Genomic DNA, 23,814 nt, shown 5'->3' on the forward strand with positions numbered 1-23,814 from the left:
CCGTATTTTCACAGTTACGAATAATGTTACCTGAAAGGATGCAAAAACCACTATGAAAACTATCGGTTTTATCGGTCTCGGACTGATTGGCGGATCAATTGCCAAGGCCATCCGAAAATACCATGAAGACTACCGACTTCTTGCTTATGATCAGGATCGGGAAACACTTGCTGCAGCAGTAAGCAGCAATATGATCGATGCTGTATGCGAAGAACATGATGAACGTTTCAGGAGCTGCGATTATATTTTCCTGTGTGCTCCTGTAGAATTTAATGTAAAATATCTTGAATATTTCAAAGACAATATCGGTCCTGACACGATCCTCACAGATGTTGGAAGTGTCAAGGGCATTATCCATAAAGAAGTAGAACGTCTTGGAATGGAATCCCGTTTTATCGGAGGTCATCCAATGGCCGGTTCTGAGAAGACCGGATTCGAAGCTTCCAGTGACCGTCTGATTGAGAATGCTTACTATATTATTACTCCGGGCGGTGAAGTTGCACTGGAACGCCTGACAGATTTCACAGAGATGATTTCTTCCCTTGGTGCGATCCCGATGGTCCTTACAAGTGAAGAACACGATTTCATCACTGCCGGAGTCAGCCATCTGCCTCATATTATCGCTTCTGCACTGGTAAATCTTGTCAATATGCTGGACAGCGATCAGGAATATATGAAAACGATTGCAGCCGGAGGTTTCCGTGATATCACACGTATTGCTTCTTCTTCTCCAATTATGTGGGAGCAGATCTGTGTGGAAAATAATCAGAATATCTCCAATGTTCTGGATGACTACATCCGCCTGCTGGTTCAGATCAAATGTTTTGTGGATAACAAGGACTCCAGGAGTCTGTATCAGATGTTTGCAAGTTCCAGAGATTACCGTGATTCTATTGATGTGGTAGACAATGGTCTGCTGAAAAAGGCTTATGTCCTGTATCTTGATATTGCGGATGAGGCCGGCGGTATTGCTACGATTGCCACTATCCTTGCGATGGAGAAGATCAGCATTAAAAATATCGGTATCATTCACAACCGTGAATTCGAGGAAGGTGTCCTCAAAATTGAATTCTACGACGGAATCTCTATGGAAAAGGGTGCCGCACTCCTTAAAAAAAGAAATTATATTGTCTACGAACGCTAAACAGATCACCCTTTGACATTCATTTCAAAAATATTTTGTCAAAAGCAGATTGCTATAAATAACTGCAGGGAAATACAGAAATATTATAAAAACAGGCAGGAATCAAACATGGAAATAAAAAAACAGACAAGCCTCAGAGGAGAACTCACTGTACCCGGAGATAAATCCATTTCTCATCGTGCAGTTATGTTCGGTTCTCTTGCACAGGGTACTACAAAGATCACACATTTTCTTGAGGGAGCTGACTGTCTCTCTACAATCTCCTGTTTCCGGAAAATGGGAATCGATATTGAAAGAAATGCTTCCGAAATCCTCGTTCATGGAAAGGGACTTCACGGACTCAGTGCTCCGTCTGAAACTCTGGATGTGGGAAACAGCGGGACTACCACAAGACTGATCTCCGGAATTCTGGCAGGACAGTCTTTTACCAGCGAATTAAACGGTGACGCTTCCATTCAGTCCCGTCCAATGAAAAGGATTATGACTCCTCTTCTGTCTATGGGCGCTGATATCGTAAGTCTGAGGGGCAATGGATGCGCACCTTTGCGTATTACAGGAAAGTCTTTGCATGCCGCTCATTATCAGTCACCGGTTGCTTCCGCACAGGTAAAATCCTGCGTGCTTCTGGCTGGTATGTATGCAGATGGGATTACCAGCGTTACTGAGCCGGTACTTTCCAGAAATCATACGGAGATCATGCTGAATTATTTCGGCGCAAATGTGACTTCCCAGGGAACAACTGCTTCTATTGAACCGGAGCCTGTGCTGAACGGACGCGAGATTAAAGTTCCCGGAGATATTTCTTCTGCTGCTTACTTTATCGCAGCAGGGCTTCTTACTCCCGGAAGTGAGATTCTTCTTAAAAATGTAGGCATTAATCCAACCAGAGACGGAATGCTTCGTGTATGCAAGGCTATGGGGGCTGATATTACTCTGCTGAATGCAAGTACAGAGGGTGAGCCTACCGCTGACCTGCTGATCCGCACAAGCAGTCTTCACGGAACCACTGTTGAGGGTGAGATCATCCCCACACTGATCGATGAAATCCCGATGATCGCTGTAATGGCAGCTTTTGCAGAGGGGACTACTGTTATCAGGGACGCACAGGAGCTGAAGGTAAAAGAATCCGACCGTATCGCAGTGGTAACAGAAGGACTGAAACGCATGGGAGCTGATATTCAGCCGACTGATGACGGAATGATCATCCATGGAGGAAAGCCACTTCATGGTGCCGAGATCAATTCTTATCTTGATCACCGTATTGCCATGTCCTTTGCTGTTGCAGGTACAATTTGTGACGGTACACTTACTATCAAAGATGGGGACTGCGTTAAAATTTCCTATCCGGAATTCTATGAAGATCTGTACTCTCTCGGAAAATAGCAACTGTCATTTATAATTATGCTGCTGTCAACATATCATTTTTTTATGTTTGTTGACAGCAGCATAATTTTTACTGTTCACCTGTAATATCCCGCAAAATGTTTTTTATCCTGCATATCTTTTGTCTTTCTGTACATACTTTTCATAACAAAGCATAATTTGCAATTCCTATTTACAGTATCTTCATACTCTCTCAGATTGTATTTTTATAGATACTTGAGAAATTTTATCCAAAATAGTCTTTTCTTTTTCCGATAAATCGGTTATAATGTGAATCGTCAGAAGATTGTTATTATTTTAACATTATTCGATTTGTTTTACTATAGCAGGATTTCACACTCTGATGGTCTGGATTAAGATGCATTATTTATGAGGATTGCTATAAACACTGATATTATAATTTTCACGGTGAGTATACCATACAGGTATACAGCCAGAGAGGAGCTAACATTTATGAAAATCTTATTTTACGGCACAAAAAACTACGACGAGGAATTTTTCGAGAAGCTTCTTCCTTCCTATCCGGGAATTACAATTAAATTTACCGAAGCAAATATTCACGAAGAAACTGCTTCCCTTGCAAAAGGATATGAGGCAATCTGCGCTTTTGTAAACGCTGATCTGAGCACTCCTGTTATCGAAGAGCTGAATGCTCAGGGTGTAAAACTGATCCTTATGCGCTGCGCAGGATATAACAATGTAGATCTGGAAACTGCTCACAAATTCGGAATGAAGGTTCTGCGTGTTCCGGGATATTCTCCGGAAGCTGTGGCTGAGCATGCAATGGCACTTGCGCTGACCGCAAACCGCCACACACATAAAGCATACATCAAATGCCGCGAAAACAACTTCTCTTTAAGTGGTCTGATGGGACTTAATTTCTATCAGAAAACTGCCGGCATCATTGGTACCGGAAAAATTGGCCAGGCAATGGCAAAAATCTGCAAAGGTTTTGGTATGAGAGTTATCGCTTACGATCTTTTCCCGAATAAGAGCCTGGATTATCTGGAATATGTATCTCTGGATGAGCTTCTGGCAACCAGTGATCTCATCAGTCTTCACTGCCCGCTTACAGAAGAAACCAAACACATCATCAATGAAGAAACTATCGCCAAAATGAAAGATGGTGTAATTCTTGTAAACACTTCCCGCGGCGGCCTGATCAAGACAGAGGACCTGATCTCCGGAATCCGTGATCATAAGTTCTTTGCAGTAGGACTGGATGTTTATGAAGAAGAAACTGATTTCGTATTCGAGGATATGTCCGAGCGTATTCTGCAGAGCTCCATTACCCAGCGCCTGCTTTCCTTCCCGAATGTAGTGATGACTTCTCATCAGGGATTCTTTACAAAAGAAGCACTGACTAACATTGCCGAGACTACTCTCGAAAATGCGAAAGCATTTATGGATGGGAACGAACTGAAGAACGAGGTTCTTTCCTGATAATTACAGAAATATGATCAGGGGGCTGTCGCAATAATAATTCCAGCGACAGCCCCCTTGTGATTATTTTTCAGTTTTCGTTTTAGTTTCTGATTTTGTTGTATCTGCAGAATCTGATGTTTCAGTTTTATCCGCAGATTTTTTTGCAGAAGAATCTGAAGTTTCTGCTTTATCTGTATTTTCCGTTTTATCTGTAGTTTCTGTTGCATCTGTAGTATCTGTAATGTCAGCGGTTTCTTCCTCAGGCTCATCAATCTGTTTCATATCCTCGTCAGAAGTATCTGCATCCATTTCATTCAGCTCTTCTTCTGTCAGCGGTTCAAGATCATCCTGATAAATTTCCTTATTTGTAATATCATCTTCTGACTTCTTCCCACATCCGGCAAGACCGATGGATGCCAGAAGCATTCCTGTAATCATAAAGTATTTTATTTTTTTCATTTTAATCATCCTTTCGTCTGTTCCACATAACACAAATGGTGTTTCATTTTCAGATAATATTTATTCTGCTGTTCTCAATCTGCCTGCCAGATCTTTTATTTCCTGTATGATATCTTCTCTGTCTCTGACCGGCACTTTGTCTGTACGGTTCACATATACAGTCCCCAGACTGTCACAGCTCATCTGACGAAGCAGCATCTCTGCCGTACTTTCCGCTTTTTCTCTGGGTCCGATACTTCCTGCTGTCAGCAGAACTGCTCCTGTTTTCTTCTTAGGAACAGGTTCTTCTTTACGGATATATCTTGCACTGAAATAGGTCTGCAGTCTGCTCATCACAGCAAGAAGCATTCCCGTAACCTCCTCAAAATATACAGGAGATGCCATAATAATATGGTCACATTCTTCAATGTACGAAAGAACCTCCTGCCATTCATCTTTGACTGCGCATCCTGCATGATCAAAACACCATCTGCAGTCTATACACGGGCGGATATCTGCCCTGTAGGCATTAACCACCTTAAAATCCCCTCCAAGATTTTCCTGCAGAGTCCGGATCATATATGCAGTTTCACCGTTCTTTCGCGGTGAACCGTTGAATATCAATGTTTTCATCTTTATTTTTCCTCATATTCTTTCCTGAGAAGTGCTATCTCACGTACCCATCTCTCATTATCTTTGAGTGCTTTCAGAGCATGTTTCATACGCTTTAGGATAACACATCTCTTTTTTCTGTCTGTAATATTTATGTAACCTTTTGTCATGGTATTATAACAAAAATACGGTTTTATGAAAAGACTTATTTCTTGACGATTCTGTGAATTCTCTATATACTTTGAATATATCCTATAGCAATTACGATTTATTTTTTGTTAATTCTGATCATCTGTTCAGATATTTTAACTGCCCGGTCTCTTTAATATTTTTTTAATACTATATCTCTAATCTATTATAAACGAAAGCGAGAACTATACATATGAGCCTACAATCCAACAAGCGAAGCCAGACGAAATCTTCTTCTGCACGCAGGAAAGACATCTACAAAAAATCAAAATACTATCAGGAAAAAAGGCAAAAATTGCTGATTGCAACAGGTATCGGTATCTTTGTTCTGGTTTTTATACTTATTCTGGCAGGTATCCGCGGATGCAGCAACTATATGAGTTCCAGACAGGCAGCAGCCAAAAAAACTGTTTCCATGAACGCTTCTAAGGACAACTGCCAGAAAGCATCCTCAGATTCTCAGAACACGGATTCTTCCAATGCTACAGTATCTTCTCCTGTTTCTCTGACACTCAGTGTTGTCGGTGACTGCACTCTTGGCACAGATGAAACTTTTGATTATGATACCAGCTTAAATGCTTATTATGAAAATTACGGTGCAGATTATTTCCTGCAGAATGTAAAAGATATTTTCTCCACAGATGATCTGACTATTGCAAATTTTGAAGGAACACTCACCGATTCTGATGAACGGGAGGATAAAACATTTGCATTTAAAGCACCCGCATCCTATGCCTCTATTCTGACAGGCGGATCTGTAGAGGCCGTAAATACCGCTAACAATCACAGTCATGATTACGGTAATCAGAGTTTCGATGATACTCTGGCAGCACTGGATGATGCAGGAATCGTTCATTTCGGATATGATGAAACTGCTGTTATGGATGTAAAGGGAATCAAAGTGGGATTAGTCGGTATCTATGAACTGTACGACCATCTTGAGCGCGAGCAGCAGTTAAAAGACAATATTGCAAAAGTAAAGGCAGACGGGGCACAGCTGATCGTAGTGATCTTCCACTGGGGTAATGAAACGGAAACCGTTCCGGACAGCAACCAGACAACACTTGGACGCATCGCGATCGATGAAGGCGCTGATCTTGTATGCGGACATCATCCGCATGTACTTCAGGGCATTGAAACTTATAAAGGCAGGAATATTGTATACAGCCTCGGAAACTTCTGCTTCGGTGGCAACAGTTCTCCAAGTGATATGGACACCATGATCTACCAGCAGACCTTTACTATTGATGCCGATGGGGTAAAAAAAGACAACGTGACCAATATCATTCCCTGCTCCATTTCTTCTGCTGCCTATGATGGATATAATAATTATCAGCCAACTCCGGCAGAAGGTGATGAGGCAACAAGAATCCTTGGAAAAATCAATGAGCGGAGTTCCTGGATTTCTACTGCAGAAGGCAGTACTTTTACTGCAAAATATAACAGTAATAATGACTCCCAGAGCAGTTCTGCAGATACAGCTGCTTCAGATAGCGATATCGTTGATATGAACAGTTCAGCTTCAGATGACACAGACGCAGAGACATACAACGAATCCTATGATACCGATAATTCGGACGCCGAATAAATAGAGCCTTCATTCATCCAAAATCACATCAATACTTCAAAAGAGCTGAAAAATCCAGTTAAGGACTTCTCAGCTCTTTTTTATATTTTTACTATGCTTTTATCAGGCAGATAAAAGCATCCTCTTCGCTACTTGCTCATAACCAGATAATTGATTGATATAATTATTTGGGTGACATTATATGATAATCATAGCATCCCGCATGTTAATGGCAGGTAACCAGAATCTAACATTTGTTAAATATATATAAGGAAGCATTTAATCTTCCTTATATTCTATAACATCCTCTATCTTGCAATGAAGAGCTTTGCAGATCCTGTCGATCTGTTTTAAGTTGACTGGCTCGTTTTTTCCCATACTGGCAATGGTTCCGAAGCTTAAACCAGTCATATTTTTTAAATCCCCCTTATTCATGCCCTTATTGATAAGGGTATGCCAGAGGGGAGTATATGAAATCATCTATTTTCCTCCCAGTTTAAAATTTTCAAAGCCCGGATACGGTTCGAACGTCTCTGCGTACTGAGTTTCGTCTTCTTCCGTCCACTCAGGTTCATCATCTTCCTCGTCCTCATAGACGCAGCCTGGGGCATCCTCATAGATTCCGTCTTCATATTCAGTTACCCACTCGCCATCCACGAAACAATCGCATCCGGTTGCATGGATGAATCCAACTCCGTCCTCGAAGCGATCGAGAGGCATGTTTTTAAGTTGCATTCTTCTTGTAGCTTTACCAGCTACAGATTCCGTTTTATTCATAGTGTTTCCTCCTCTGATTTGTCTGTTTTTATCTGGCTTTATTATATAGTCTTGTTTAATGTATGTCAAGCTTTTGCTTCATTATATTGAATTTTTTCTCTATAATTTTAGAAATTTTCTCTAGTAAACTATTGACATGTACGGTACATATGGTAATATACAAACATAAACAGCAGAACAAACATTCGCATAGACGGTGCGAGGTTTGAAAGATAATAGGAGGAAAATGATATGTCAGAACTTTTAAAGAAACAGAAATTTGGAGTCGAGGTAGAATTTACAGGAATAACAAGAACCATGGCCGCTGAGGCTGTTGCAGAAATCCTCGGAAGTCATGCTACCGGACCTGATCGCACTTGCTATCGTACTTATACGATTCGAGATAGCAAAAGAAGAATTTGGAAAGTAATGAGAGATTCAAGTATTTGTCCAGTTAGAAAAGCGGGACGTGAATTGATGGATGAATATAGAGTTGAATTTGTAACACCGCCACTTAATTATGAAGATATTGAAACGCTTCAGTCAATAATCCGTAAATTTAAAGAACTCGGCGGAGTACCTCACAGCAGTTGCGGAATACATATTCATGTTGACGGCGCCAATCATACCGCCACTTCTCTCAGAAGACTGGTAAATTTCTTTTTCAGCAGACAGGAGATTATCTACGATGCTCTTGCAGTAGGAAGTAGAAAAGACAGATGGTGCAAGCCGGTATGTAAGGATTTACTGGATACAATGAAAAAAGAAAAGGATCTTGATGCAAGAAAAGTTGAAGAAATCTGGTACAGCAGTGCGAACGATCAGTATCATGGTGGTATTGATCATAGTCATTATAATTCAACAAGATACCACGCCCTGAATCTTCACAGCTTCTTCCAGAAAGGCACAGTCGAATTCAGACTTTTTAACAGCACTCTTCATGCTGGAAAAATTAAAGCATACATCCAGTTTGTCCTTGCTCTTTCAGCATGGTCTATCGAATCCTCAGACAAAATAGTATTCCGATCAATGAATGGATACACTGCAGAGAAAAAAGTCACACTGATGTATAATATTTTAACAAATCGCCTTGGTCTTTACGGAGATGAATTCAAGACCTGCAGGTTACACATGATGAAACAGCTCAGAAAAAATGCAGAAGCTTCCCATGCAGCTTAATACATTGCAGTATAAAGAGAGGGTTTTCGCCCTCTCTTTAGTTGTAGATTGTTGCAGCAATCTACTTTGTGTCGCTAGATTTCTGGGTTCCCTGGCGTGTATGGGTTATAGATGTTTCCTTGTTTGGTACCCTTATAATCAATTCGTCCAACTCACAATTTAATGCTTCACAAATTAAATCAAGGTGTTCAAGGCTGACCCTTTCTGTGAGCTCGTGGTACAACTCATTGATGGTATTGGGTCTGATTCCAGTTGCCCTCGCCAGATCTGCTTGAGTAAGTCTTAACTCTCCCAGCTTTTTCGACAGTAAAATTTTAATCATGCCATTGCTCCTCCGTTATAAATTACCACTTTATGGTAATACATGACGGAATTTGTTAGATTATATCGTTTTCTGCTATATCCTATCGAATTTACGCCAGAAATTTAACTGTGTGAAGCTCGTTTATCCTATCACACCAGATGTAGAAAAAATAGCGGTAATATATGGAAGGAATTATTATTGACTATACCACGCATTGTGTGGTATTATTTCATTATGAAGGAGGTAACAATTATGAACATTACAGAAATGAGAAATTACATAGGAGTCTCCAGAGCGGAGTTCTCAAGGAGGTACAACATACCGATTAGAACGCTTGAATCGTGGGAATCCGAAGTTCGAATTCCACCGGAATATGTTCTGCAATTATTGGAAGAATCTGTTAGAAGAACAGACATTGTAGAAGTAACATTCATGTATGACACGCTTCTGCAAGAAGGTAAAATCCATCCATTGTTTAAAGATTTAGATGACCAATACGGAGCCGATCAAGCAGCGTATAAAACTGTGTTGAATATAGTTGATAGATTCCGGGAAAGATATCCCAACTGTGAATGGGAGGACGAAGATGTCGATTACATCGATGCAATAGAAGGCTTTGCTACAAATCTCTTAATGGCAACATTGGGAAAAGGAGAGGCGAATGAGTAGAGGAAACGGTACTGGCTATATCCCAGATAAGAGTAATTTAAAGTCGAGCACTCGTACACTAGCATTAATTTAATTGCGTTTCTTCTTGACATACCACCAAATTGGTGGTATTATGTAATCATCAAAGGAACGGAGGAAAGCAAGATGAAGAAATATAACTTATCAAACATTATGAAAAGAGCATGGGAACTGGTCAAGAAATCTGCAATGACAATTTCCTCCGGTCTTAAGAAAGCATGGGAGGAAGCGAAAACAATGGAACAAAAATTAGTTGAACTCGTCGGAAGTCCAAAACAGATTGCATGGGCTGAAGATATAAGAAAAAACATGATTTCATATTTATCTGCTCTCGTTAGAAAATACGAAGCCGAAGACAGACCTGCTCGCGCAGAAAAAAGAGCTAAAGATATGGAGATTCTTAGCAACATCAAAGAAGCTTCATGGTTTATCGAAAATCGCAGTTATGCCGTATATTCTACAAATTATGATTCAAACGATTTGAGCGAATTAATGGCGAACCGAAATGAAATGAATTTATATGAGCGTATACATAAATATGTCAAAGAACATTGATAGAAGGGGGGCGAAATGTATGTATAAATATAATCAATCTGAATTTGAATCCATGATGGATGAATTAATGCATGATTTCAAGAAAGGCTGCGGAAAATCTGAAGCCGAACTTGATGTAGCTTACAAAATCTTAAATCCCTCTCCTGTCGGTGGGTTTGTCGACAGCCTCGTTAAAATGGATAAAGATTATAGCACGAATCTATGGGAGATCAAGCGAAAACAGATCAAAAGTTTTATACCTGAATGCGACGGATACCAGTTAGACGACATCGTGGCCTATTGCCGTGCGAAATTCTTTAAAGAAGAAGTCGATCGTATCATATATGATAATTCTATCGCTGAAGAATGCGATGTTTGTGTATATGCGGACGGTACTATATTAAGTCCGGAATGGCCATATTTATGTGCAAAAGTATATGTGAGTATTAAATGGATTGACGAAAACAAAACCACTTACACCCGTATTTTCCCATCCGCGGTAGGATTCATGTCTTACAAAACAAAAGGATCTATGGAAGATGATCTGAAGCAAAAAGAAAATATGTCCACCATGGAAATGCGTGAACACTTAAAGATATCCCGAGCAGAATTCTCAAGGAGGTACAACATACCGATTAGAACGCTCGAAAACTGGGAATCCGGAAAAAGCAAATGTCCGGATTATGTGAGACAGCTGTTAGAGCGAGCTGTCTTAGAAGATTCAAAATAAAACTGCTGAAAACTTACAAGTCAAGGAGGAAAAAATGGAATATTTAGTCAACGAGAAACGCAACAACCAGCTCTTTCCGGGAAACTGTATTTACATCCCGGAAAACTACCCGGAGAACTGGCGAGAACGCCTGGAAGCTGGCGAAGTTGTCAGCTACGAGGAAGACGGCGAGCAGTGTGAAATTTGGCTCGAAATGGAACAAGAGGAGGTAAGAAAATGATTAAAAGAGTGAAGCTTGAAACCATTTACAAAATGGCTAAAGAAGATAACGAGAAAATAAAAGATCGTAAGCTTTTCCCGGACGGATGGGATGAAAAAGTCTACGATTATTATAACAAATTGTCGAAAGAATCTTCCGACGTTGAAATGTTCATGGAATTTCTGGGCGGTGAAGATTCGCCGCTAGAAATGGCGTACGCATACAGGAGAAACATGTATATCATGCTGTACACAATGAATACAACAGATACGATAGCATTTGTGGATGGCGAATATGATATATTCTACATCGTATCAAAAGACGGCGACGATTATAACAGCTGGGAATGGTGTTTCACAAACAATATTGACCCGATCAAATACAGGGGTGACGACGGAGACGAACCGGTCCCGGAATGGCTCATAAAAAAATATGAAGAAAAGATAGGGGAGGAATAATATTATAAAATATAATTAGCGGTTTATTCAAAAGGAACTCCATCTTTATAGAGTTCCTTTTGAAGTGATATATTTTAATGTGATTTTAGAAGGCGCCGTCTTTTTTAAATCAACTTCTTGAAATATCCGGCCGGAACAAATTCTCTTACGAATCCTTCTGTCGGATGTGGAATCCGGATAAAATACCACTTTTTACCATTTACGGTTTCGGTGTATTTCATCACATCTACAACCGCATTCTTTTTAATCACCGGGAACATTTTCGCCTGAGTCTTGCCGGCTGCACTGTAGCATTTGCAATCCTTTGTGAATCTCGCTACATAGGCTACTGCGTTCTGCTTCTTTTCTGTGTCAGAAGCGGAGAAAATATTCCCTCTATACCTGAGCACACAATTCCAAGGATAATTCCGATAGCTCCGGATCAGAAACTCCTTACCAGTCTGGTCTCCCGGTTTACCGCCATGAGCGGTACCTTTCTCGTTGATGCTGGCTTCTACCTCTTTACCATTTCCACAGTACATGGCTACATGATGCGCTTCATTCAGCAGCACATCTCCTCTGAGCAGACCAGATCCGGTTGCTACGTTAACTTTGCTCGTTACGTCTACAAATCCATTTTTCAGGAATACGTTCTTCATATCTCCTGTGTATGTAGCGCCACCAGACTTAACTGGAACTCCGGCGTTCTGCCATGCCTGAATTACAGCGGAGGAACAGTCGTAATCTCCTTTTTCTCCCCAGCGGTAGTCCTGATCGTAGCCGTGAGAATCATCTTTCGCCCATGTCTCCATCTGCCTTATTGCTTTTTCTGTTTTTGTCATTGCTGCATCTTCCTTTCTTTCCGCAGTCACAGCATAATTCTTAATCATGCTGATTACCGCTTTCTGTCTGTCTGTGTAATCTCCTACCTGGTTCGGCGTCGAGTCTGCCGGATCCTTACATAACGTTGCATAAATCTTGTCTGCAGTGTACGGTTCCGGAGTTTTAGACAAGATTCTTTTCAATGCGTCAAAGCCACCCTGATGCAGGATATTGATGCATTCCATCATGGCACTATCTGGCATGGTTCCATATGCTTTTTCAATGATCGGAATATACGCTTGTATCTGGTCTTCCATGTACTGATCCTGGCATTCCTTCCCCAAGTCAGTGCTGATAATGTCTACGATACATTTTCCTTTCGTAGATTCTGCTGTTACGGCGTATGTATCCCAGCTCTTCATCAGCAGGTCTTTTTCCATGCCTGCATTATCCATGTCTTTGAATAGCTTCGGGTTTGCTCTCTGAATCCGGTATAACAGTTCTTTTGCTTCTCCTGCGTACCACTGGCCCGCACCGATCGTAATAGCTTTTTCATTGCTACAGTTCGCTCCGACCCCGGCAAAGCAGGAATAATCCTGCTTACCATATACCTGATCTCCGGATTCCACTGCGTACAGTATTTTTCTCAACACAGTTATATTTTGCTTATCCATAAGTCCACCTCGCAAAAAAGGAGCCTTAAAACAGGCTCCTAACTACTCATTTTTATTCGGGAGTTTAATTTGCCCAAGTGACTGAATGACCTTGTCGTATCCAACCATTGCAGACAGCCAGGACAAAAGTACTAACGCAATAAGATATACTGCCATTTTGCTATTAATCTGCGCCTCCATCAAAATAATGTACCCAACTCCAACAAGCAGAGATAAAGCTACAGCCACCCCTCCTGCAAGGAAATTTGCCTTGTAGGTTTTTTTTGACTCTTCAAGCAACTTCTTAATACCTTCAGTCACTAAGCCGGTAAAGATTGATACAATCATAAGTAACAGTAAAAAATATTCTAATGTCATAAATTTATCCTCCTCTTCTTATGCAAATACCCAGTCTTCAGCAAGCATATCTGCCTGTGACGCTAGCCATCCCATCTGTACACCAGAAGTTCCGACAAAAGCTACTGCCATGTTGCCGATTGCGTCATGTTCACAGTTCACGATATCTCCGGTAGGCGATTTATAAGAGATTCCGCTTGCAAGCTGAATGTACTGCTTCTTTCCATTCCATCCTTTTCTTGCTACTTTCATGCCTCTTTTCAGGTACTTAATTGCTTCTCCAAAAGAGAATGTTGCTTCTCCGCCAAGAATCGGGCAGTTCCGACTATCCGCATAAACCCACTCATCGGAAAGAATATTCTGAAGCGTATACTCCACATTCTGTGTTTCTCTTATATCCAGACAGTCACCGTCTTTTGTGTACATAAGGATTGTCTGGGATTCTTCATCCCACCACCAATAGCCAGCCCATGACGGGAGTTTTACTGGAATTCCTGATTTCATCTCTTCAAATGCTTCTTTAAATTTCATTTTCTCAATCCTCCTCATTTTCTGCCATATTGGCGTCGTTTTGTTCCTGTTTCTTCCTGTCCTCTTTTTCCCATTTCCGATCCTGCTGTTTGTCTTTGTTTGTCCGGATCCAGCCGCATATGCCACACTCTCCAATGGTTGCTGCCACAACTGCACAGGCATATGTTTCCGGCATGCTATCACACTGTCTGTACAGCAAAATCATCTGCCAGTTGAACCATATAAAAAAAGCGCCGACAAACATCAGCACTAGGTTCAATGTTCCGACTTTCTTTATCGCCGAAACTATCTTTTTTAATCTTTTTTTCATTTTACCTGCCGCCTCCAGTGTTTACAGAAAAGAATGTTCATCACTACATTTATCATAAATCTTCCTGATATTCGAAATCGAATGAACTGCTTTTCCATTTGGAAAGTGAGGATGATCGCTACAATAATTTTCATAAGTATCAATATCTTCAATAATCTGGTCAAAATGCTCCTCTGTATGTTTTACATCATGCTTAACCTCATCATTAAATCGAATAATTCTGTAACGTGCATTCTTAGCGTTTCCCTCCTCGATTTTGTCCATGACTTCTTTGTTCAGTACGCGACCAATTGATCGTCCCAATACTGTCCAAGGATTTACCTTAATTGGCGCTACCTGTACTAATGTAAGAACAACAAAAAGGATTCCCCCACCAGCTTCCAAAATCTCTTTTAACGTCATTCCAATACCTCCGTATTTAATTTCCAAAGCTTCTATATTGCTCTTACGGCGGGCTTCTTTGGCTATACATAGTTTTACCTCCATTAAAAAAAGAGCCTGCTCAGGCCCTTTTCATGCCATCAATTCTTCATCATCTGCGTCGGCATACTTTCTACAATGAAATTCCAATGTATCCATATCCCGTTCAATCTCATCAAGGGTTCTTTCACTCGCCCCCTTATTAAGTAGCAGAAGATCATAAATCAATGACCATTGTTTACTTATTATCTGTAGTTTCGTCATTCTTCCTTTGCCAGTTCTCCCATTCCGGAATCTTCCAGGATTTCTTTTACCTTTGCTTTCAGAAGTCTCGGTACCTCTGCATAAGTTTTCTTTCCAAGCATAATCTGCTGTGCCCATAACATTGCAATCATTTCTTTTCCTCCATCATTCTGTAATAATATAATAAAGTTACTTAATAGTTTCATCATTACTGATATACCAGTTCTGACATCTCAAGAACGCAACTTGTAAGCATTTCGTTCGAAGCCTGCAGTTCCTCTAATTTCTCTTCTAAGCTTTTTTCGCTTTCTGGAACATAGGACATATACTTTGTAGGAGATACTCTCACTGCTTCTTCATTAATTTTGTCAATAGATTCTCTGAACTGATGATAGTCATATTCATACATCATCTGCTCTGCCGAGCCTTCCATCTGTCCCTGTTCAATCGTCACTTTCTGCTCATTCAAGCACAGCGTAACATCCACCATGCCATTATTAACAGGCTGCCAGCGCACTTCTGGCTGACGTTCCATATATTTCGCTTTTTGCATGCTTGCTGATCCTCCTTTTTGCAGCTGCGCAAACAGCATCAATGTTATATTTATCTTTGACGTATTTGGAATCGGTATGTTTAAACCATCCATAGTAACTGGTACATTTATAAGCAATCTCCAGAGGGATTTCAACTCTATTCTTCATGCAGTACCAAGCTACTGAATAAGCTCTCCTTGCCCGCAGAAAGATCTTGCTTCTGATTTCTGTGTGGTCCCTGTAAATCACATAACCCATCATATCTATCGGTTTTCCGCGCCTTTCTGCCTTATCTTTTTCTCTGTAATTCTCATATTTATTTCCGGTTTTAATGCGATAATCAATCGGGAATAGGTCTGCATCCGGTTTTATTGTGAGTCCGTACTCTTTCAACAGGTACTTTTCTAACGCCCGAGCCGCCCTCTTAACATCAGCTTCCCGGGCTCCTATGAGCAGGATGTCGTCCATATAGAATATACAGAAAAATACAAGTCTCTTGCTTTCAGTCGTACCATCTCGGTGCTTTCTGGTCTTATGTAGGCTAAGTACATACACATAGGCTTTAGACAGGTAATAATTGCACAGAAACTGTGATAAACCGGAGCCGATATTAAGTCCCTGTTTGTATGTCCCTATCAGAAAGAACACAAGATACAGAAGGACTTCGTTCTTCACATCGTGTTCCAACATACGTTTCAATTTACGGGTATCAACCGATGGATAGCATTTCCTTACATCGCCCTTCCAGGCATACCGAGATTGAGCATATTTCTTTCTGATCTGATGCTCTATTGCTCTTTTGCCTCCGAGTTGTCCTTTTCCTTTGATACTTGCATATTGATGATAGCCCAGTTTTCTTCTCCAGAGTTCATCCAGTCCTTCGCTGGCTATTTCGTCAAGAATAAGCTGTTTTACACTCTCCACTCCGATTTCTCGAAACTTTCCGTTTATTCCATCTCGCCGCCAACCATACTGAATAGGTTCTACTTTCAACTCTCTGTTCTGGATTTCATATCTGAGACTTTCTGCCACTGTACGGATCAGACCGGATACCATGAGATCTCTTTCGTCTGTGTCTCGAAGTAATCGTTTCATAGCCTGCAAACTCATTGAACTTGTGCGACCATGCAGATACTTTGCCACATCTGGCCGTTTCCATTTTTCGTCAAGTGCTTCATAAATTGGATCTTCAATAAAATCATCTGCTAAAATATTTACATTCTTGCAGCATTTCTTCATAAAGGCATTTTCCTTTCTGTGTGATTCAGGGACTTTCGGTTGTCTACTAGTCCCGGCTGGCAGCGCACCTGCCAGTCTCCCCTTCCCACTCTGCAGATGTCAATCTACTTCATGAGAAAGGAATGGCCTTTTATCACGTATTTCGGGTATTCCCAAGTATAGGCTTCTTCAGCCGGCTTATGAGGTCGAGTATCAAATTTTTTATACACAGAAATTGTCGCGAGGATGTTCCACCAGGCATTCGTCAGGCCATTGTTGCCATTCACGTACGACGGGCCAGCGATGCCGCCGTTGTTCAGATTGCCGCGCCGGAGGAGCTCCCGGACCCCATAAGTCCTTATATTATATTTTTTGTTACTTTAAACCGTCTGTATTTTCATACGGTTAAATTCATCATTTTAAAATCATTTGTAGCCATTGGAGGGGACAGCCCCTCTGTCAGGCTATCGCCTGCCATTCACCCCGTACGGCGTTAGGAGAAAGGGTCGCGAGGAGGTTCCACCCGGCAGACGTCAGGCCATGGCTGCCACGCACGCACGACGGGCCAGCGATGCCGCCGCTGCGCAGATTGCCGCGCCGGAGGAGCTCCCGGGCTGACTTTTGGCCAGCCGAAGGAGTACTTCCTGTATGCCATCCATCTGCCCAATAAGCTTTATCGCCACCGCCATATGTCACTGGATACATAACTCCTTTACCAAAATCAACCATCTGCTCTTTGATGTATTTCCACGCATTGTCCGTTGCAGGAAAACTTCCAACTTTTACATACGAACTAATTATTGTATCTGTATTAGTTGTTAACAATCTGGCATCATCACATCTATAATATGTACAGCTTGTATTTCCATCAGAATCTGTCTCTATAATATGAACAGAGTTTCCAGATACCGAAAGACCTCCCGGCATAATCTCAATGCCATTAATCTTGCAGATATTCTTTCCATCTGTATTGGATACTGGGCTTCCATCGTAACCCTGTACGGAATCAGTGGATCCCGTCTCCCAATGCATTGCACTTACCTTGTAACTTGTTTCCGTCGTAAAAGGTGCTGCAACATCAAGCACCAATGCACTATGTGTTTCATCCACAGCTTCAATCGCCGTGATTTTTACGCTATCAACGATATTATGCATATAAGCATAATATCGATCATAGTTCGTATTTGAACCTGGATTTCCAACACTGACAAATGAACCAACAACAAAATAATTCGCCTGATCTTTTGTGAGAATTACTCTCTTTGTATTCTCTTCAGCAACTGCAACATTATACTGATTACTGTAAGCTGTGCATCCTCTCATATAGGCCTGCAGATCTTTTGTTCCGTACTTAATCATTGTCAACGCCAGAACCCATGCAGCATCCACATCTGTTTCAAAGCAGTATGCCGGACCCTGCTTTCGTGCATATGTAAAATTTGCATACGAAGGTTTGTTTCTGACGGGTTTTCCGTTGGTTACATACGGAACACCATCAATATCCACTGCCGCTCCTTTAGGATGGAGCATCCATCCCTGCACCGTATTGTCTGGACGAACACATTCTTTCATCGGAACATATCCTTCTTCTTTTCGAGGAAGCATGGACCAATGATGCAGCCAACCATTGTCTTCTGCATTTCGCTCTTTTTTGTAATAGAGTCCCATGTTCATGATTCCACGGTTGACTTTTCCTGTCGTCTTATATCCCGGCATTCCCTCAATTGCGGTAATTTTCTGGTTTCCATCATCATCGAGGATCCAGTTCACTTCAATCGGACGGAATGCTTCGAGGGTTCCAATTTGGTCTTCTCCAGCTGTCGTATTTGTGGACGGTGTGCAGGTAAGACCAGACAGAGCATCTAAACGATTTACCGTGCAGGCCTGTGTAACATCCGGATCAAGTTCTTCTACCGTATAGATTTCTCTCGTACGGCGCATAGCATAGTAGCGTTCAATTGCACTCTCTAAAGTGCCACCAGCCGCATTAATAGCTGCCAGTTGCTCAGCTGCTACGCTTTTAATCCCCTGTGTCTGTGTTGCTGATTCAGCCTGTACATTTTTAATTTCAGATGCACCTGTATTATTGATCTCAGTTTTTCTCGCATCGATTGTGTCGTTTATAGCTTTCTGAGACGCATCTACCATAGATTTTTTTGTTGCAGTGATTTCATTTTTTATCTCATCTGCTTTTGCATCTACGGATTTGTTTATGGTTTCTATTGCGCTCGTTGTCTTTTCAGAAAACGTATTGTCCAGTCCAGCAATTTTATCATTTACATTTTTCTCAGATGTCGCAGCGGATGATGCAGCCTTTTCAGCCGCAATTTTGTATCCGGCAACAACATCTTTTGCATTCTCTGCATCTCTGGCCGAAGCTGCTGCTGCTTCGGCTGAGTTCGAAGCCGCCTGTGCACTTATTTCTGAAGCCTTTGCACTTGTCTCCGCCTCAGATGCTTTTTCTTTTGCTGTCCTGGCCGCTTCTTTAGTTTCTGTCACTAAGTTTTTGAAATCCGGGGTTGCTTCTCCTGGCACCGAAGAACAGAACCATCTGTCTGTACTTTCACCAGGAGATGGGCGCACACCAATTGTATCATCCTGCAAGCAGAGATATGAACCGCCACCATATGACACCATATCTAAATACTTATATGTTTCAGCGTCAGAATAACTTCCACGAGGATTTGGTGTAACGTTCCCCATGTTAGTCCACTGGCCACTGCCCGTTGATCTATTTGCCATTTAACCTCTTTCCCTCCATTTGTATTCCAATTTTGAACCGTTTAGTCGGAACTCTATGTCTGTTTCATCCGGATTATTCCGCATATACAAGCAAGGTGGCTCAATGCGAAACTCGACAAAGCACACATTTCCATCCTCGCCTTTCAGATCAGCTTCCTTGCCCTTTACATAATTGTCGATATCTCCCTTTGCATCTTCCACCTGCCCCGGAATACCCATTACGGCACGCTCTGCCTGACGCGCGTAATATTTTGCGTTATCCGTCAGGCTTTCAGGAACCTCTGCCAAACCAACCGCAAATCTTTCGGCCAGCTTTCCATATTCCTGAACATTCGTGTTCGTTGCATCAAAATATCTCAGAAGCTGTTCAAAATAATTCTTTGCATCCGGTACGGTATCTCCGGAAGTATACCCAGCGTTTACTACGATGATCGCCGCTTTATTTGTGACCATGAAATCGCCCGCCATCACTGACACATAACACACTCCAGAAGTCTTAAAGAAGCTGTCAGGTATATCACACTTATCGTCTACAAGCAGTCGCAGCTCTTTCGTGCCCTCTACATTTTCGAAGACAGCAGTTTTCGTAAGATTGTCCCAATCAGAAGAATGAAACTGGAAAAACGCTTCAAATACATTCCGAATGCCTTCCGTTGCAAAGATATTCTTTGTTTTAGAGATCATGAGGTTTTTAACATTAAAGATAACTTCTTGCTTTATCATTTTTAAAACACCTCTCTTTTTTACCATATTTTTTCGATATTATCATTTTTTGTTAGATTATATCGAAAATAGTTATAAGCTATTCAGCATATTCCACTCTGCTTGAGTGATAATGTCAAGCGCCCATTTTTCTGGCACATAATTCTCCATATGCTTATCAATACCGTGTTTCTTGTAATAATTGTTCCAGAAATAGATGTTTCCGAGTGCTCGTGCCTTGTGCATGTTACAGATGTAAGTAGCCCTTGCATCGGGTGTGCCAAATACCTGATAGTTGTATGCAGTACACCATGAGCACCCCTCTGCAACGGGACAATTGAAGCATTCATCCGTGCTCTGTGTTCTCCGATCAATCTTCTTAAGGCACTCCACACGGCATTTGTGGCATTCACACTGGCAGATTCCTGTATCCACATCTCCTATACTATATGGTTCCTGCTGCCCTGCAAGAGAGCTTTCCATATACCGCAAACATGGATATATGATGCCATCTGGGTCAACTGCCAGCATAACACCATTCCCGCCGCACCAATTTTCAAGATCATCCTCCTGCTTTGGACGAAAATACTTTTCCTCAAACAAGGAAATATAATAATCCTTTTCCATGTCAAGGTTGTGTTCCAAAATATAATCAGCCAGCTTTTTCAGCTGATCGTAAAAAACTGTGGCGTGAACCGGTTTCCATCCTTCCTCATACACACAATTCGCATTAATCTCGTTATATCCAAGTTCAATCATATGTGTGATTGCATCGTATGTGTGCATTACATTCGCCGGAGCTATAGTAACTTTGCTTCCCATGTATCCGCCCTTATTCATCCAGTCTTTTGCCGCTGCAATCGCCAGATCATACGATGGATGACCGTCTGGAAACACTCTGCAGGAATCATGTAGCTCTTTATTACCATCAACGGTAACAGAAAAAGACAGTCGATTGTTCCATTTCTGCAAAACCTTCTGTACTTCTGGTTCGAAGTAGCACACACCATTACTGCAGATAGAAAACATTGTTTTCATAAGCCATGGATGATTTAGTTCTATCATCTGGCCAATAGTGTAACTGCAGATTCGATCAATCAGCCCTACTTCCAACAGCGGTTCTCCGCCGATAAAGTCAATGATAAGGCCAGGGGAACGCCTTGGATTGATATAATCTCTCATGCCCTTTTCTCCAGTTAGCAGAAGATCAATCATCTTCTTTGCCGTATCGAAAGACATTTTCTTTTTGCCCTTATGTGTCTGATAACAATACTTGCATGCCAGATTGCAGTCATCAGTGACCTGAAACGTAATGGTCTGAGTCAGAATCTTTTCTGTCCCTACCGGTTCGTGCAGCTCAGGATATAATCTGCTCAGCCTTTCGGAATATTGTTCTGTTCTTTTCATTTGATTCCCTCAATTTCACAATTGCACAGAATGTCTACTTTCAGTTCTCCTGTCTTGTACTCAAGATTCCATTTGATCTTGTGATGTTTAAGAATCTCCGGAATATATTTTTTCTCAAGCTCTGCTACTGCCATGCTGAACTGTGCATCCAATTCCGCTCCCTGTTTCTGATAAGCCTTAAATGCTGGGCTATTGATTACATCTGGGTCTTCCATGTGTGCTTCGATGATTCTCTGCAGGACATCTTTAGTAAATCCCCTTTCGTAGTCCAGTCTTTCGATGTACTCTGCCTCTTTGCTGTCTACTTTAATAATTACTGTTCTCATTTTTTTCCTCCTAATTAAATGAATATATCGGTGTAGTCGCCTGTCCGTAGCACTGATTCCTGCAGGTGCCGCCACAATCACTCTGACAGCTTGATGCACAGGATGTAGAGCATCCTCCACAGCTGGTTCCGCAGCCTCCAGAACAATTGCTTTTGCAGGTTCCCATGCAGCTATCTGTGCATCCGGAACCACAGGAATTTCCACAACCCGAACAGCCGCTACAGCCAGTACAAGACTGAGCGCAGGAAGCTGTGCACTTATTATCACAACCCTGACAAGTACCAGAACAGGTACCAGAACAGGTGCCAGAACAGGTACCGGTGCAGGTACCGGTGCAAGTATTACTGCATCCTTCGCAAGTCCATGTGCATGAAGAATAACATCCGCCTTCGCACCAGGTATTGCAGTCGTTCATGCAATTTGCTGTGCATGTCTGATTGCAACTGCCCTTGCATCCGCTTGTGCAATCATCTGCGCATGTCGAAAAGCAACTGTTTCCGCATCCGCCTGTACAGTCTGCGCAGGTGTCCGAACAATTTGCTGTGCATGTCTGAAGGCAATCCGTTTTGCATCCTGCCTCGCAATCATCTGCGCATGTCCGTTGACATCCAGTACATTCGTCCGAACAATTGTGATTGCACTGCTTTGTGCATGTTTTATCACAAGTACCAGAACAGGTGCCGCTACATATCGTACTGCAATTTCGCGAGCAGGAAGTCCCGCATCCGCCGCAGTTGCCAGACGCTGTGGACTTACAGCTCGTTGCACAACTCGTTCCACATCCTTTTGAACACGCCATAGATATCACCTCCTCTCATTATGTAGTCATCGCGCCGGTTGTACATCCGGAACCACAGGTATGTGTGCATCCAGAAAAACAGCCATCTGAACAACCACCGCAGGATGTAGAACAGCCATCTGAACAACTCTTTGCGCAAGTGGTATCGCAACCACCAGTACACCCAGTGCATCCCTGACAGCCAGATGTGCAAGAACCTACACATAACCCCGTACAGAGTCCTCTGCACCCACTATCACTTGCCTGCTTATCTATTTTTGCAAGGGTATCAACAAATTTCTCCGCCTGATCGACGATCACATCTGCTCCACTATGACTCTGTTGCAGGCTGTTATCTTGCAAAAAATCCGCTACATTAAGCAGCGGATCAATAACCTTTTGTATATGTTCATCTGTAATGTCTCCCCCAGTGACCGGAACAGCATTATAATCATAATTTGCAGCAAATTTATTCATTGAAGCGCTTGAACCATGCTCCACACAGCTTCTCCTTGCCATTTCTTTTTTTACTTTTGCCCGCAATTCTACAAGTCTCTCTGCTGATATCATATAGCCACCGCCTACAAACTCGTGATTGCTGTCTGAGCCGGCTGAAGCATGACATAATCAACGGACACCGTTATATTTGCGCTATTTTTCAGCAATCTCGCAGTAATAGTAACCGTATCATTCAATTCAACATTAAGTCCAAACGTCTGATAAACTCCTGCTCTTTCAAACATATTTGCAGTAATAGTTCTGGTTTCCAATATCGCTCCGCCAGACGTTACATTTAATTCGATTAGCCCGCCGTTATTTGAATTTGAGTTCACTTTCACTCTAATCAACAAGCTATAGAGTCCTTTTCTGAGACTATCGATTGCTTTTTGAAACAGTGTCTGTACTGATGCTGTCGACGACGTTTTCCTGATAACGCTGAACTGCGCGCTTGCATCTACGATATTTGCATCCGCCGACAGCTCTGGTCCTCCATAGGTATTGTCAATCGCAAGTGTGTCAATCCGTTCGATCATCTTTGCTACCCGTCGTTCGAGATATATAGTATTAAGCAGTAATGTCCTAAACATAGGATTTACTACATCCGCATGAACCAGATCCTTTGTCTCGATGATTCTCAAAGCTTCATTGAACTCCGGATTCTCCGGGATAACCACGTTCGCCATATAT

General features: G+C 41.9%; 32 protein-coding genes. 10 read left to right on the plus strand and 22 right to left on the minus strand.

All coding sequences use genetic code 11. The features are described from left to right. The first annotated feature begins 52 nt into the window (after positions 1–52). The 3 genes from LJE11_RS00295 to LJE11_RS00305 all read left to right on the plus strand — a co-directional run bounded on the left by LJE11_RS00295 (position 53) and on the right by LJE11_RS00305 (position 3,970). A complete protein-coding gene (locus LJE11_RS00295) occupies positions 53–1,144 on the plus strand; it encodes a prephenate dehydrogenase (RefSeq protein ID WP_025576901.1) in 1,092 nt (363 codons plus the stop codon). Between the two features lie 108 nt (positions 1,145–1,252). Further along, complete coding sequence (gene aroA / locus LJE11_RS00300; protein ID WP_227295254.1) at positions 1,253–2,527, plus strand: 3-phosphoshikimate 1-carboxyvinyltransferase; 1,275 nt, start codon at positions 1,253–1,255, stop codon at positions 2,525–2,527. Positions 2,528–2,980: 453 nt separating this feature from the next. Beyond that, complete coding sequence (locus LJE11_RS00305; RefSeq protein ID WP_008704545.1) at positions 2,981–3,970, plus strand: 2-hydroxyacid dehydrogenase; 990 nt, start codon at positions 2,981–2,983, stop codon at positions 3,968–3,970. Between the two features lie 63 nt (positions 3,971–4,033). On the opposite strand, the gene LJE11_RS00310 is transcribed toward LJE11_RS00305, so the two are convergent. Together LJE11_RS00310 and LJE11_RS00315 are read right to left on the minus strand one after the other, a co-directional pair. Next, the gene (locus LJE11_RS00310) at positions 4,034–4,411 is read right to left on the minus strand and encodes a hypothetical protein (RefSeq protein WP_020993787.1); all 378 of its coding nucleotides are present in this window, start codon (positions 4,409–4,411) and stop codon (positions 4,034–4,036) included. Between the two features lie 60 nt (positions 4,412–4,471). Then, positions 4,472–5,023: a flavodoxin family protein gene (locus tag LJE11_RS00315; protein WP_025576904.1), complete on the minus strand. Its 552-nt coding sequence runs from the start codon at positions 5,021–5,023 to the stop codon at positions 4,472–4,474. 361 nt (positions 5,024–5,384) lie between these two features. Between LJE11_RS00315 and LJE11_RS00320 the strand changes: the two genes are divergently transcribed. Then, positions 5,385–6,779, plus strand: a complete 1,395-nt coding sequence (locus LJE11_RS00320; RefSeq protein WP_227295256.1) for a CapA family protein — start codon at positions 5,385–5,387, stop codon at positions 6,777–6,779. Between the two features lie 258 nt (positions 6,780–7,037). On the opposite strand, the gene LJE11_RS00325 is transcribed toward LJE11_RS00320, so the two are convergent. Continuing rightward, positions 7,038–7,238, minus strand: a complete 201-nt coding sequence (locus LJE11_RS00325) for a helix-turn-helix domain-containing protein (protein WP_055150094.1) — start codon at positions 7,236–7,238, stop codon at positions 7,038–7,040. Beyond that, positions 7,239–7,535, minus strand: coding sequence for a hypothetical protein (locus LJE11_RS00330; RefSeq protein WP_055150091.1), 297 nt, complete (start codon positions 7,533–7,535; stop codon positions 7,239–7,241). A gap of 231 nt (positions 7,536–7,766) precedes the next feature. On the opposite strand from LJE11_RS00330, the gene LJE11_RS00335 reads away from it, so the two are divergent. Beyond that, entirely contained in the window at positions 7,767–8,693 is a 927-nt protein-coding gene (locus LJE11_RS00335) for an amidoligase family protein (RefSeq protein ID WP_055150088.1), read from the plus strand. A gap of 61 nt (positions 8,694–8,754) precedes the next feature. On the opposite strand, the gene LJE11_RS00340 is transcribed toward LJE11_RS00335, so the two are convergent. After that, positions 8,755–9,015, minus strand: a complete 261-nt coding sequence (locus tag LJE11_RS00340) for a helix-turn-helix domain-containing protein (protein ID WP_055150086.1) — start codon at positions 9,013–9,015, stop codon at positions 8,755–8,757. 234 nt (positions 9,016–9,249) lie between these two features. On the opposite strand from LJE11_RS00340, the gene LJE11_RS00345 reads away from it, so the two are divergent. The 5 genes from LJE11_RS00345 (at position 9,250) to LJE11_RS00365 (ending at position 11,605) form a co-directional block, all read left to right on the plus strand. Next, positions 9,250–9,666, plus strand: a complete 417-nt coding sequence (locus LJE11_RS00345; RefSeq protein WP_227295258.1) for a helix-turn-helix domain-containing protein — start codon at positions 9,250–9,252, stop codon at positions 9,664–9,666. A 144-nt stretch (positions 9,667–9,810) separates the two neighbouring features. Continuing rightward, positions 9,811–10,239: a hypothetical protein gene (locus LJE11_RS00350; protein WP_227295262.1), complete on the plus strand. Its 429-nt coding sequence runs from the start codon at positions 9,811–9,813 to the stop codon at positions 10,237–10,239. 19 nt (positions 10,240–10,258) lie between these two features. Further along, the gene (locus LJE11_RS00355; RefSeq protein WP_195277600.1) at positions 10,259–10,948 is read left to right on the plus strand and encodes a helix-turn-helix domain-containing protein; all 690 of its coding nucleotides are present in this window, start codon (positions 10,259–10,261) and stop codon (positions 10,946–10,948) included. Between the two features lie 34 nt (positions 10,949–10,982). Next, complete coding sequence (locus LJE11_RS00360) at positions 10,983–11,168, plus strand: hypothetical protein (RefSeq protein ID WP_118566519.1); 186 nt, start codon at positions 10,983–10,985, stop codon at positions 11,166–11,168. Further along, entirely contained in the window at positions 11,165–11,605 is a 441-nt protein-coding gene (locus LJE11_RS00365; protein ID WP_195277601.1) for a hypothetical protein, read from the plus strand. The genes LJE11_RS00360 and LJE11_RS00365 overlap by 4 nt, the downstream gene beginning before the upstream one ends. Positions 11,606–11,709: 104 nt before the next feature. On the opposite strand, the gene LJE11_RS00370 is transcribed toward LJE11_RS00365, so the two are convergent. The 17 genes from LJE11_RS00370 to LJE11_RS00445 form a co-directional block, all read right to left on the minus strand. Beyond that, the gene (locus LJE11_RS00370) at positions 11,710–13,080 is read right to left on the minus strand and encodes an NlpC/P60 family protein (RefSeq protein WP_227295264.1); all 1,371 of its coding nucleotides are present in this window, start codon (positions 13,078–13,080) and stop codon (positions 11,710–11,712) included. A gap of 42 nt (positions 13,081–13,122) precedes the next feature. Beyond that, on the minus strand, positions 13,123–13,437 hold the full coding sequence (locus LJE11_RS00375) for an aminopeptidase (protein WP_195277602.1): 315 nt from the start codon (positions 13,435–13,437) through the stop codon (positions 13,123–13,125). 18 nt (positions 13,438–13,455) lie between these two features. Next, positions 13,456–13,947: a DUF2829 domain-containing protein gene (locus LJE11_RS00380; RefSeq protein ID WP_020993784.1), complete on the minus strand. Its 492-nt coding sequence runs from the start codon at positions 13,945–13,947 to the stop codon at positions 13,456–13,458. 4 nt (positions 13,948–13,951) lie between these two features. After that, positions 13,952–14,257 (minus strand): hypothetical protein, encoded by a 306-nt coding sequence (locus LJE11_RS00385; RefSeq protein WP_195277603.1) that lies wholly within the window; start codon positions 14,255–14,257, stop codon positions 13,952–13,954. A gap of 21 nt (positions 14,258–14,278) precedes the next feature. Then, entirely contained in the window at positions 14,279–14,743 is a 465-nt protein-coding gene (locus tag LJE11_RS00390; protein ID WP_195277604.1) for a hypothetical protein, read from the minus strand. Between the two features lie 27 nt (positions 14,744–14,770). Continuing rightward, positions 14,771–14,941, minus strand: coding sequence for a hypothetical protein (locus tag LJE11_RS00395; RefSeq protein WP_195277605.1), 171 nt, complete (start codon positions 14,939–14,941; stop codon positions 14,771–14,773). After that, on the minus strand, positions 14,938–15,072 hold the full coding sequence (locus tag LJE11_RS19745) for a CD1375 family protein (protein ID WP_255655183.1): 135 nt from the start codon (positions 15,070–15,072) through the stop codon (positions 14,938–14,940). Before LJE11_RS19745 ends, LJE11_RS00395 begins: the two co-directional genes overlap by 4 nt. Before the next feature lie 56 nt (positions 15,073–15,128). After that, on the minus strand, positions 15,129–15,473 hold the full coding sequence (locus LJE11_RS00400; protein WP_195277607.1) for a hypothetical protein: 345 nt from the start codon (positions 15,471–15,473) through the stop codon (positions 15,129–15,131). After that, positions 15,418–16,692, minus strand: coding sequence for an RNA-directed DNA polymerase (locus LJE11_RS00405; protein ID WP_195277608.1), 1,275 nt, complete (start codon positions 16,690–16,692; stop codon positions 15,418–15,420). The genes LJE11_RS00400 and LJE11_RS00405 overlap by 56 nt, the downstream gene beginning before the upstream one ends. 438 nt (positions 16,693–17,130) lie before the next feature. Continuing rightward, on the minus strand, positions 17,131–19,413 hold the full coding sequence (locus LJE11_RS00410; protein WP_227295267.1) for a hypothetical protein: 2,283 nt from the start codon (positions 19,411–19,413) through the stop codon (positions 17,131–17,133). After that, positions 19,414–20,136: a hypothetical protein gene (locus LJE11_RS00415; protein WP_227295269.1), complete on the minus strand. Its 723-nt coding sequence runs from the start codon at positions 20,134–20,136 to the stop codon at positions 19,414–19,416. 72 nt (positions 20,137–20,208) lie between these two features. Further along, on the minus strand, positions 20,209–21,522 hold the full coding sequence (locus LJE11_RS00420; protein WP_227295274.1) for a radical SAM peptide maturase, CXXX-repeat target family: 1,314 nt from the start codon (positions 21,520–21,522) through the stop codon (positions 20,209–20,211). Then, positions 21,519–21,848, minus strand: coding sequence for a hypothetical protein (locus LJE11_RS00425; RefSeq protein ID WP_227295285.1), 330 nt, complete (start codon positions 21,846–21,848; stop codon positions 21,519–21,521). The genes LJE11_RS00420 and LJE11_RS00425 overlap by 4 nt, the downstream gene beginning before the upstream one ends. A 10-nt stretch (positions 21,849–21,858) precedes the next feature. Then, positions 21,859–22,263, minus strand: coding sequence for a hypothetical protein (locus LJE11_RS20705; RefSeq protein WP_227295287.1), 405 nt, complete (start codon positions 22,261–22,263; stop codon positions 21,859–21,861). Then, a complete protein-coding gene (locus LJE11_RS00435) occupies positions 22,260–22,616 on the minus strand; it encodes a hypothetical protein (protein WP_227295289.1) in 357 nt (118 codons plus the stop codon). Before LJE11_RS00435 ends, LJE11_RS20705 begins: the two co-directional genes overlap by 4 nt. Positions 22,617–22,665: 49 nt before the next feature. Next, positions 22,666–23,196 carry a hypothetical protein gene (locus LJE11_RS00440; protein WP_008704583.1) on the minus strand — a complete coding sequence of 177 codons (531 nt, stop codon included), beginning with the start codon at positions 23,194–23,196 and terminating at the stop codon, positions 22,666–22,668. Between the two features lie 11 nt (positions 23,197–23,207). Next, the gene (locus LJE11_RS00445) at positions 23,208–23,810 is read right to left on the minus strand and encodes a hypothetical protein (protein WP_118570964.1); all 603 of its coding nucleotides are present in this window, start codon (positions 23,808–23,810) and stop codon (positions 23,208–23,210) included. Between the last annotated feature and the right edge of the window lie 4 nt (positions 23,811–23,814).

The sequence above is a fragment of the Blautia sp. DFI.1.216 genome, assembly GCF_020594215.1.
Lineage (GTDB): Bacteria > Bacillota > Clostridia > Lachnospirales > Lachnospiraceae > Blautia_A > Blautia_A wexlerae.

Excerpts from the sequence above, each read along its gene's own strand:
- LJE11_RS00410 (WP_227295267.1), bottom strand. The coding sequence starts at position 19,413 with ATGGCAAATAGATCAACGGGCAGTGGCCAGTGGACTAACATGGGGAAC.
- LJE11_RS00330 (WP_055150091.1), bottom strand. The coding sequence starts at position 7,535 with ATGAATAAAACGGAATCTGTAGCTGGTAAAGCTACAAGAAGAATGCAA.
- LJE11_RS00385 (WP_195277603.1), bottom strand. The coding sequence starts at position 14,257 with ATGAAAAAAAGATTAAAAAAGATAGTTTCGGCGATAAAGAAAGTCGGA.
- LJE11_RS00340 (WP_055150086.1), bottom strand. The coding sequence starts at position 9,015 with ATGATTAAAATTTTACTGTCGAAAAAGCTGGGAGAGTTAAGACTTACT.
- LJE11_RS00390 (WP_195277604.1), bottom strand. The coding sequence starts at position 14,743 with ATGGAGGTAAAACTATGTATAGCCAAAGAAGCCCGCCGTAAGAGCAAT.
- LJE11_RS00405 (WP_195277608.1), bottom strand. The coding sequence starts at position 16,692 with ATGAAGAAATGCTGCAAGAATGTAAATATTTTAGCAGATGATTTTATT.
- LJE11_RS00325 (WP_055150094.1), bottom strand. The coding sequence starts at position 7,238 with ATGATTTCATATACTCCCCTCTGGCATACCCTTATCAATAAGGGCATG.
- LJE11_RS00350 (WP_227295262.1), top strand. The coding sequence starts at position 9,811 with ATGAAGAAATATAACTTATCAAACATTATGAAAAGAGCATGGGAACTG.
- LJE11_RS00370 (WP_227295264.1), bottom strand. The coding sequence starts at position 13,080 with ATGGATAAGCAAAATATAACTGTGTTGAGAAAAATACTGTACGCAGTG.
- LJE11_RS00420 (WP_227295274.1), bottom strand. The coding sequence starts at position 21,522 with ATGAAAAGAACAGAACAATATTCCGAAAGGCTGAGCAGATTATATCCT.
- LJE11_RS00400 (WP_195277607.1), bottom strand. The coding sequence starts at position 15,473 with ATGCAAAAAGCGAAATATATGGAACGTCAGCCAGAAGTGCGCTGGCAG.
- LJE11_RS00320 (WP_227295256.1), top strand. The coding sequence starts at position 5,385 with ATGAGCCTACAATCCAACAAGCGAAGCCAGACGAAATCTTCTTCTGCA.
- LJE11_RS00315 (WP_025576904.1), bottom strand. The coding sequence starts at position 5,023 with ATGAAAACATTGATATTCAACGGTTCACCGCGAAAGAACGGTGAAACT.
- LJE11_RS00415 (WP_227295269.1), bottom strand. The coding sequence starts at position 20,136 with ATGATAAAGCAAGAAGTTATCTTTAATGTTAAAAACCTCATGATCTCT.
- LJE11_RS20705 (WP_227295287.1), bottom strand. The coding sequence starts at position 22,263 with ATGAACGACTGCAATACCTGGTGCGAAGGCGGATGTTATTCTTCATGC.
- LJE11_RS00360 (WP_118566519.1), top strand. The coding sequence starts at position 10,983 with ATGGAATATTTAGTCAACGAGAAACGCAACAACCAGCTCTTTCCGGGA.
- LJE11_RS00295 (WP_025576901.1), top strand. The coding sequence starts at position 53 with ATGAAAACTATCGGTTTTATCGGTCTCGGACTGATTGGCGGATCAATT.
- LJE11_RS00365 (WP_195277601.1), top strand. The coding sequence starts at position 11,165 with ATGATTAAAAGAGTGAAGCTTGAAACCATTTACAAAATGGCTAAAGAA.
- aroA (WP_227295254.1), top strand. The coding sequence starts at position 1,253 with ATGGAAATAAAAAAACAGACAAGCCTCAGAGGAGAACTCACTGTACCC.
- LJE11_RS00440 (WP_008704583.1), bottom strand. The coding sequence starts at position 23,196 with ATGATATCAGCAGAGAGACTTGTAGAATTGCGGGCAAAAGTAAAAAAA.
- LJE11_RS00445 (WP_118570964.1), bottom strand. The coding sequence starts at position 23,810 with ATGGCGAACGTGGTTATCCCGGAGAATCCGGAGTTCAATGAAGCTTTG.
- LJE11_RS00305 (WP_008704545.1), top strand. The coding sequence starts at position 2,981 with ATGAAAATCTTATTTTACGGCACAAAAAACTACGACGAGGAATTTTTC.
- LJE11_RS00425 (WP_227295285.1), bottom strand. The coding sequence starts at position 21,848 with ATGAGAACAGTAATTATTAAAGTAGACAGCAAAGAGGCAGAGTACATC.
- LJE11_RS00335 (WP_055150088.1), top strand. The coding sequence starts at position 7,767 with ATGTCAGAACTTTTAAAGAAACAGAAATTTGGAGTCGAGGTAGAATTT.
- LJE11_RS00380 (WP_020993784.1), bottom strand. The coding sequence starts at position 13,947 with ATGAAATTTAAAGAAGCATTTGAAGAGATGAAATCAGGAATTCCAGTA.
- LJE11_RS00395 (WP_195277605.1), bottom strand. The coding sequence starts at position 14,941 with ATGACGAAACTACAGATAATAAGTAAACAATGGTCATTGATTTATGAT.
- LJE11_RS00355 (WP_195277600.1), top strand. The coding sequence starts at position 10,259 with ATGTATAAATATAATCAATCTGAATTTGAATCCATGATGGATGAATTA.
- LJE11_RS00345 (WP_227295258.1), top strand. The coding sequence starts at position 9,250 with ATGAACATTACAGAAATGAGAAATTACATAGGAGTCTCCAGAGCGGAG.
- LJE11_RS00310 (WP_020993787.1), bottom strand. The coding sequence starts at position 4,411 with ATGAAAAAAATAAAATACTTTATGATTACAGGAATGCTTCTGGCATCC.
- LJE11_RS00375 (WP_195277602.1), bottom strand. The coding sequence starts at position 13,437 with ATGACATTAGAATATTTTTTACTGTTACTTATGATTGTATCAATCTTT.
- LJE11_RS19745 (WP_255655183.1), bottom strand. The coding sequence starts at position 15,072 with ATGATTGCAATGTTATGGGCACAGCAGATTATGCTTGGAAAGAAAACT.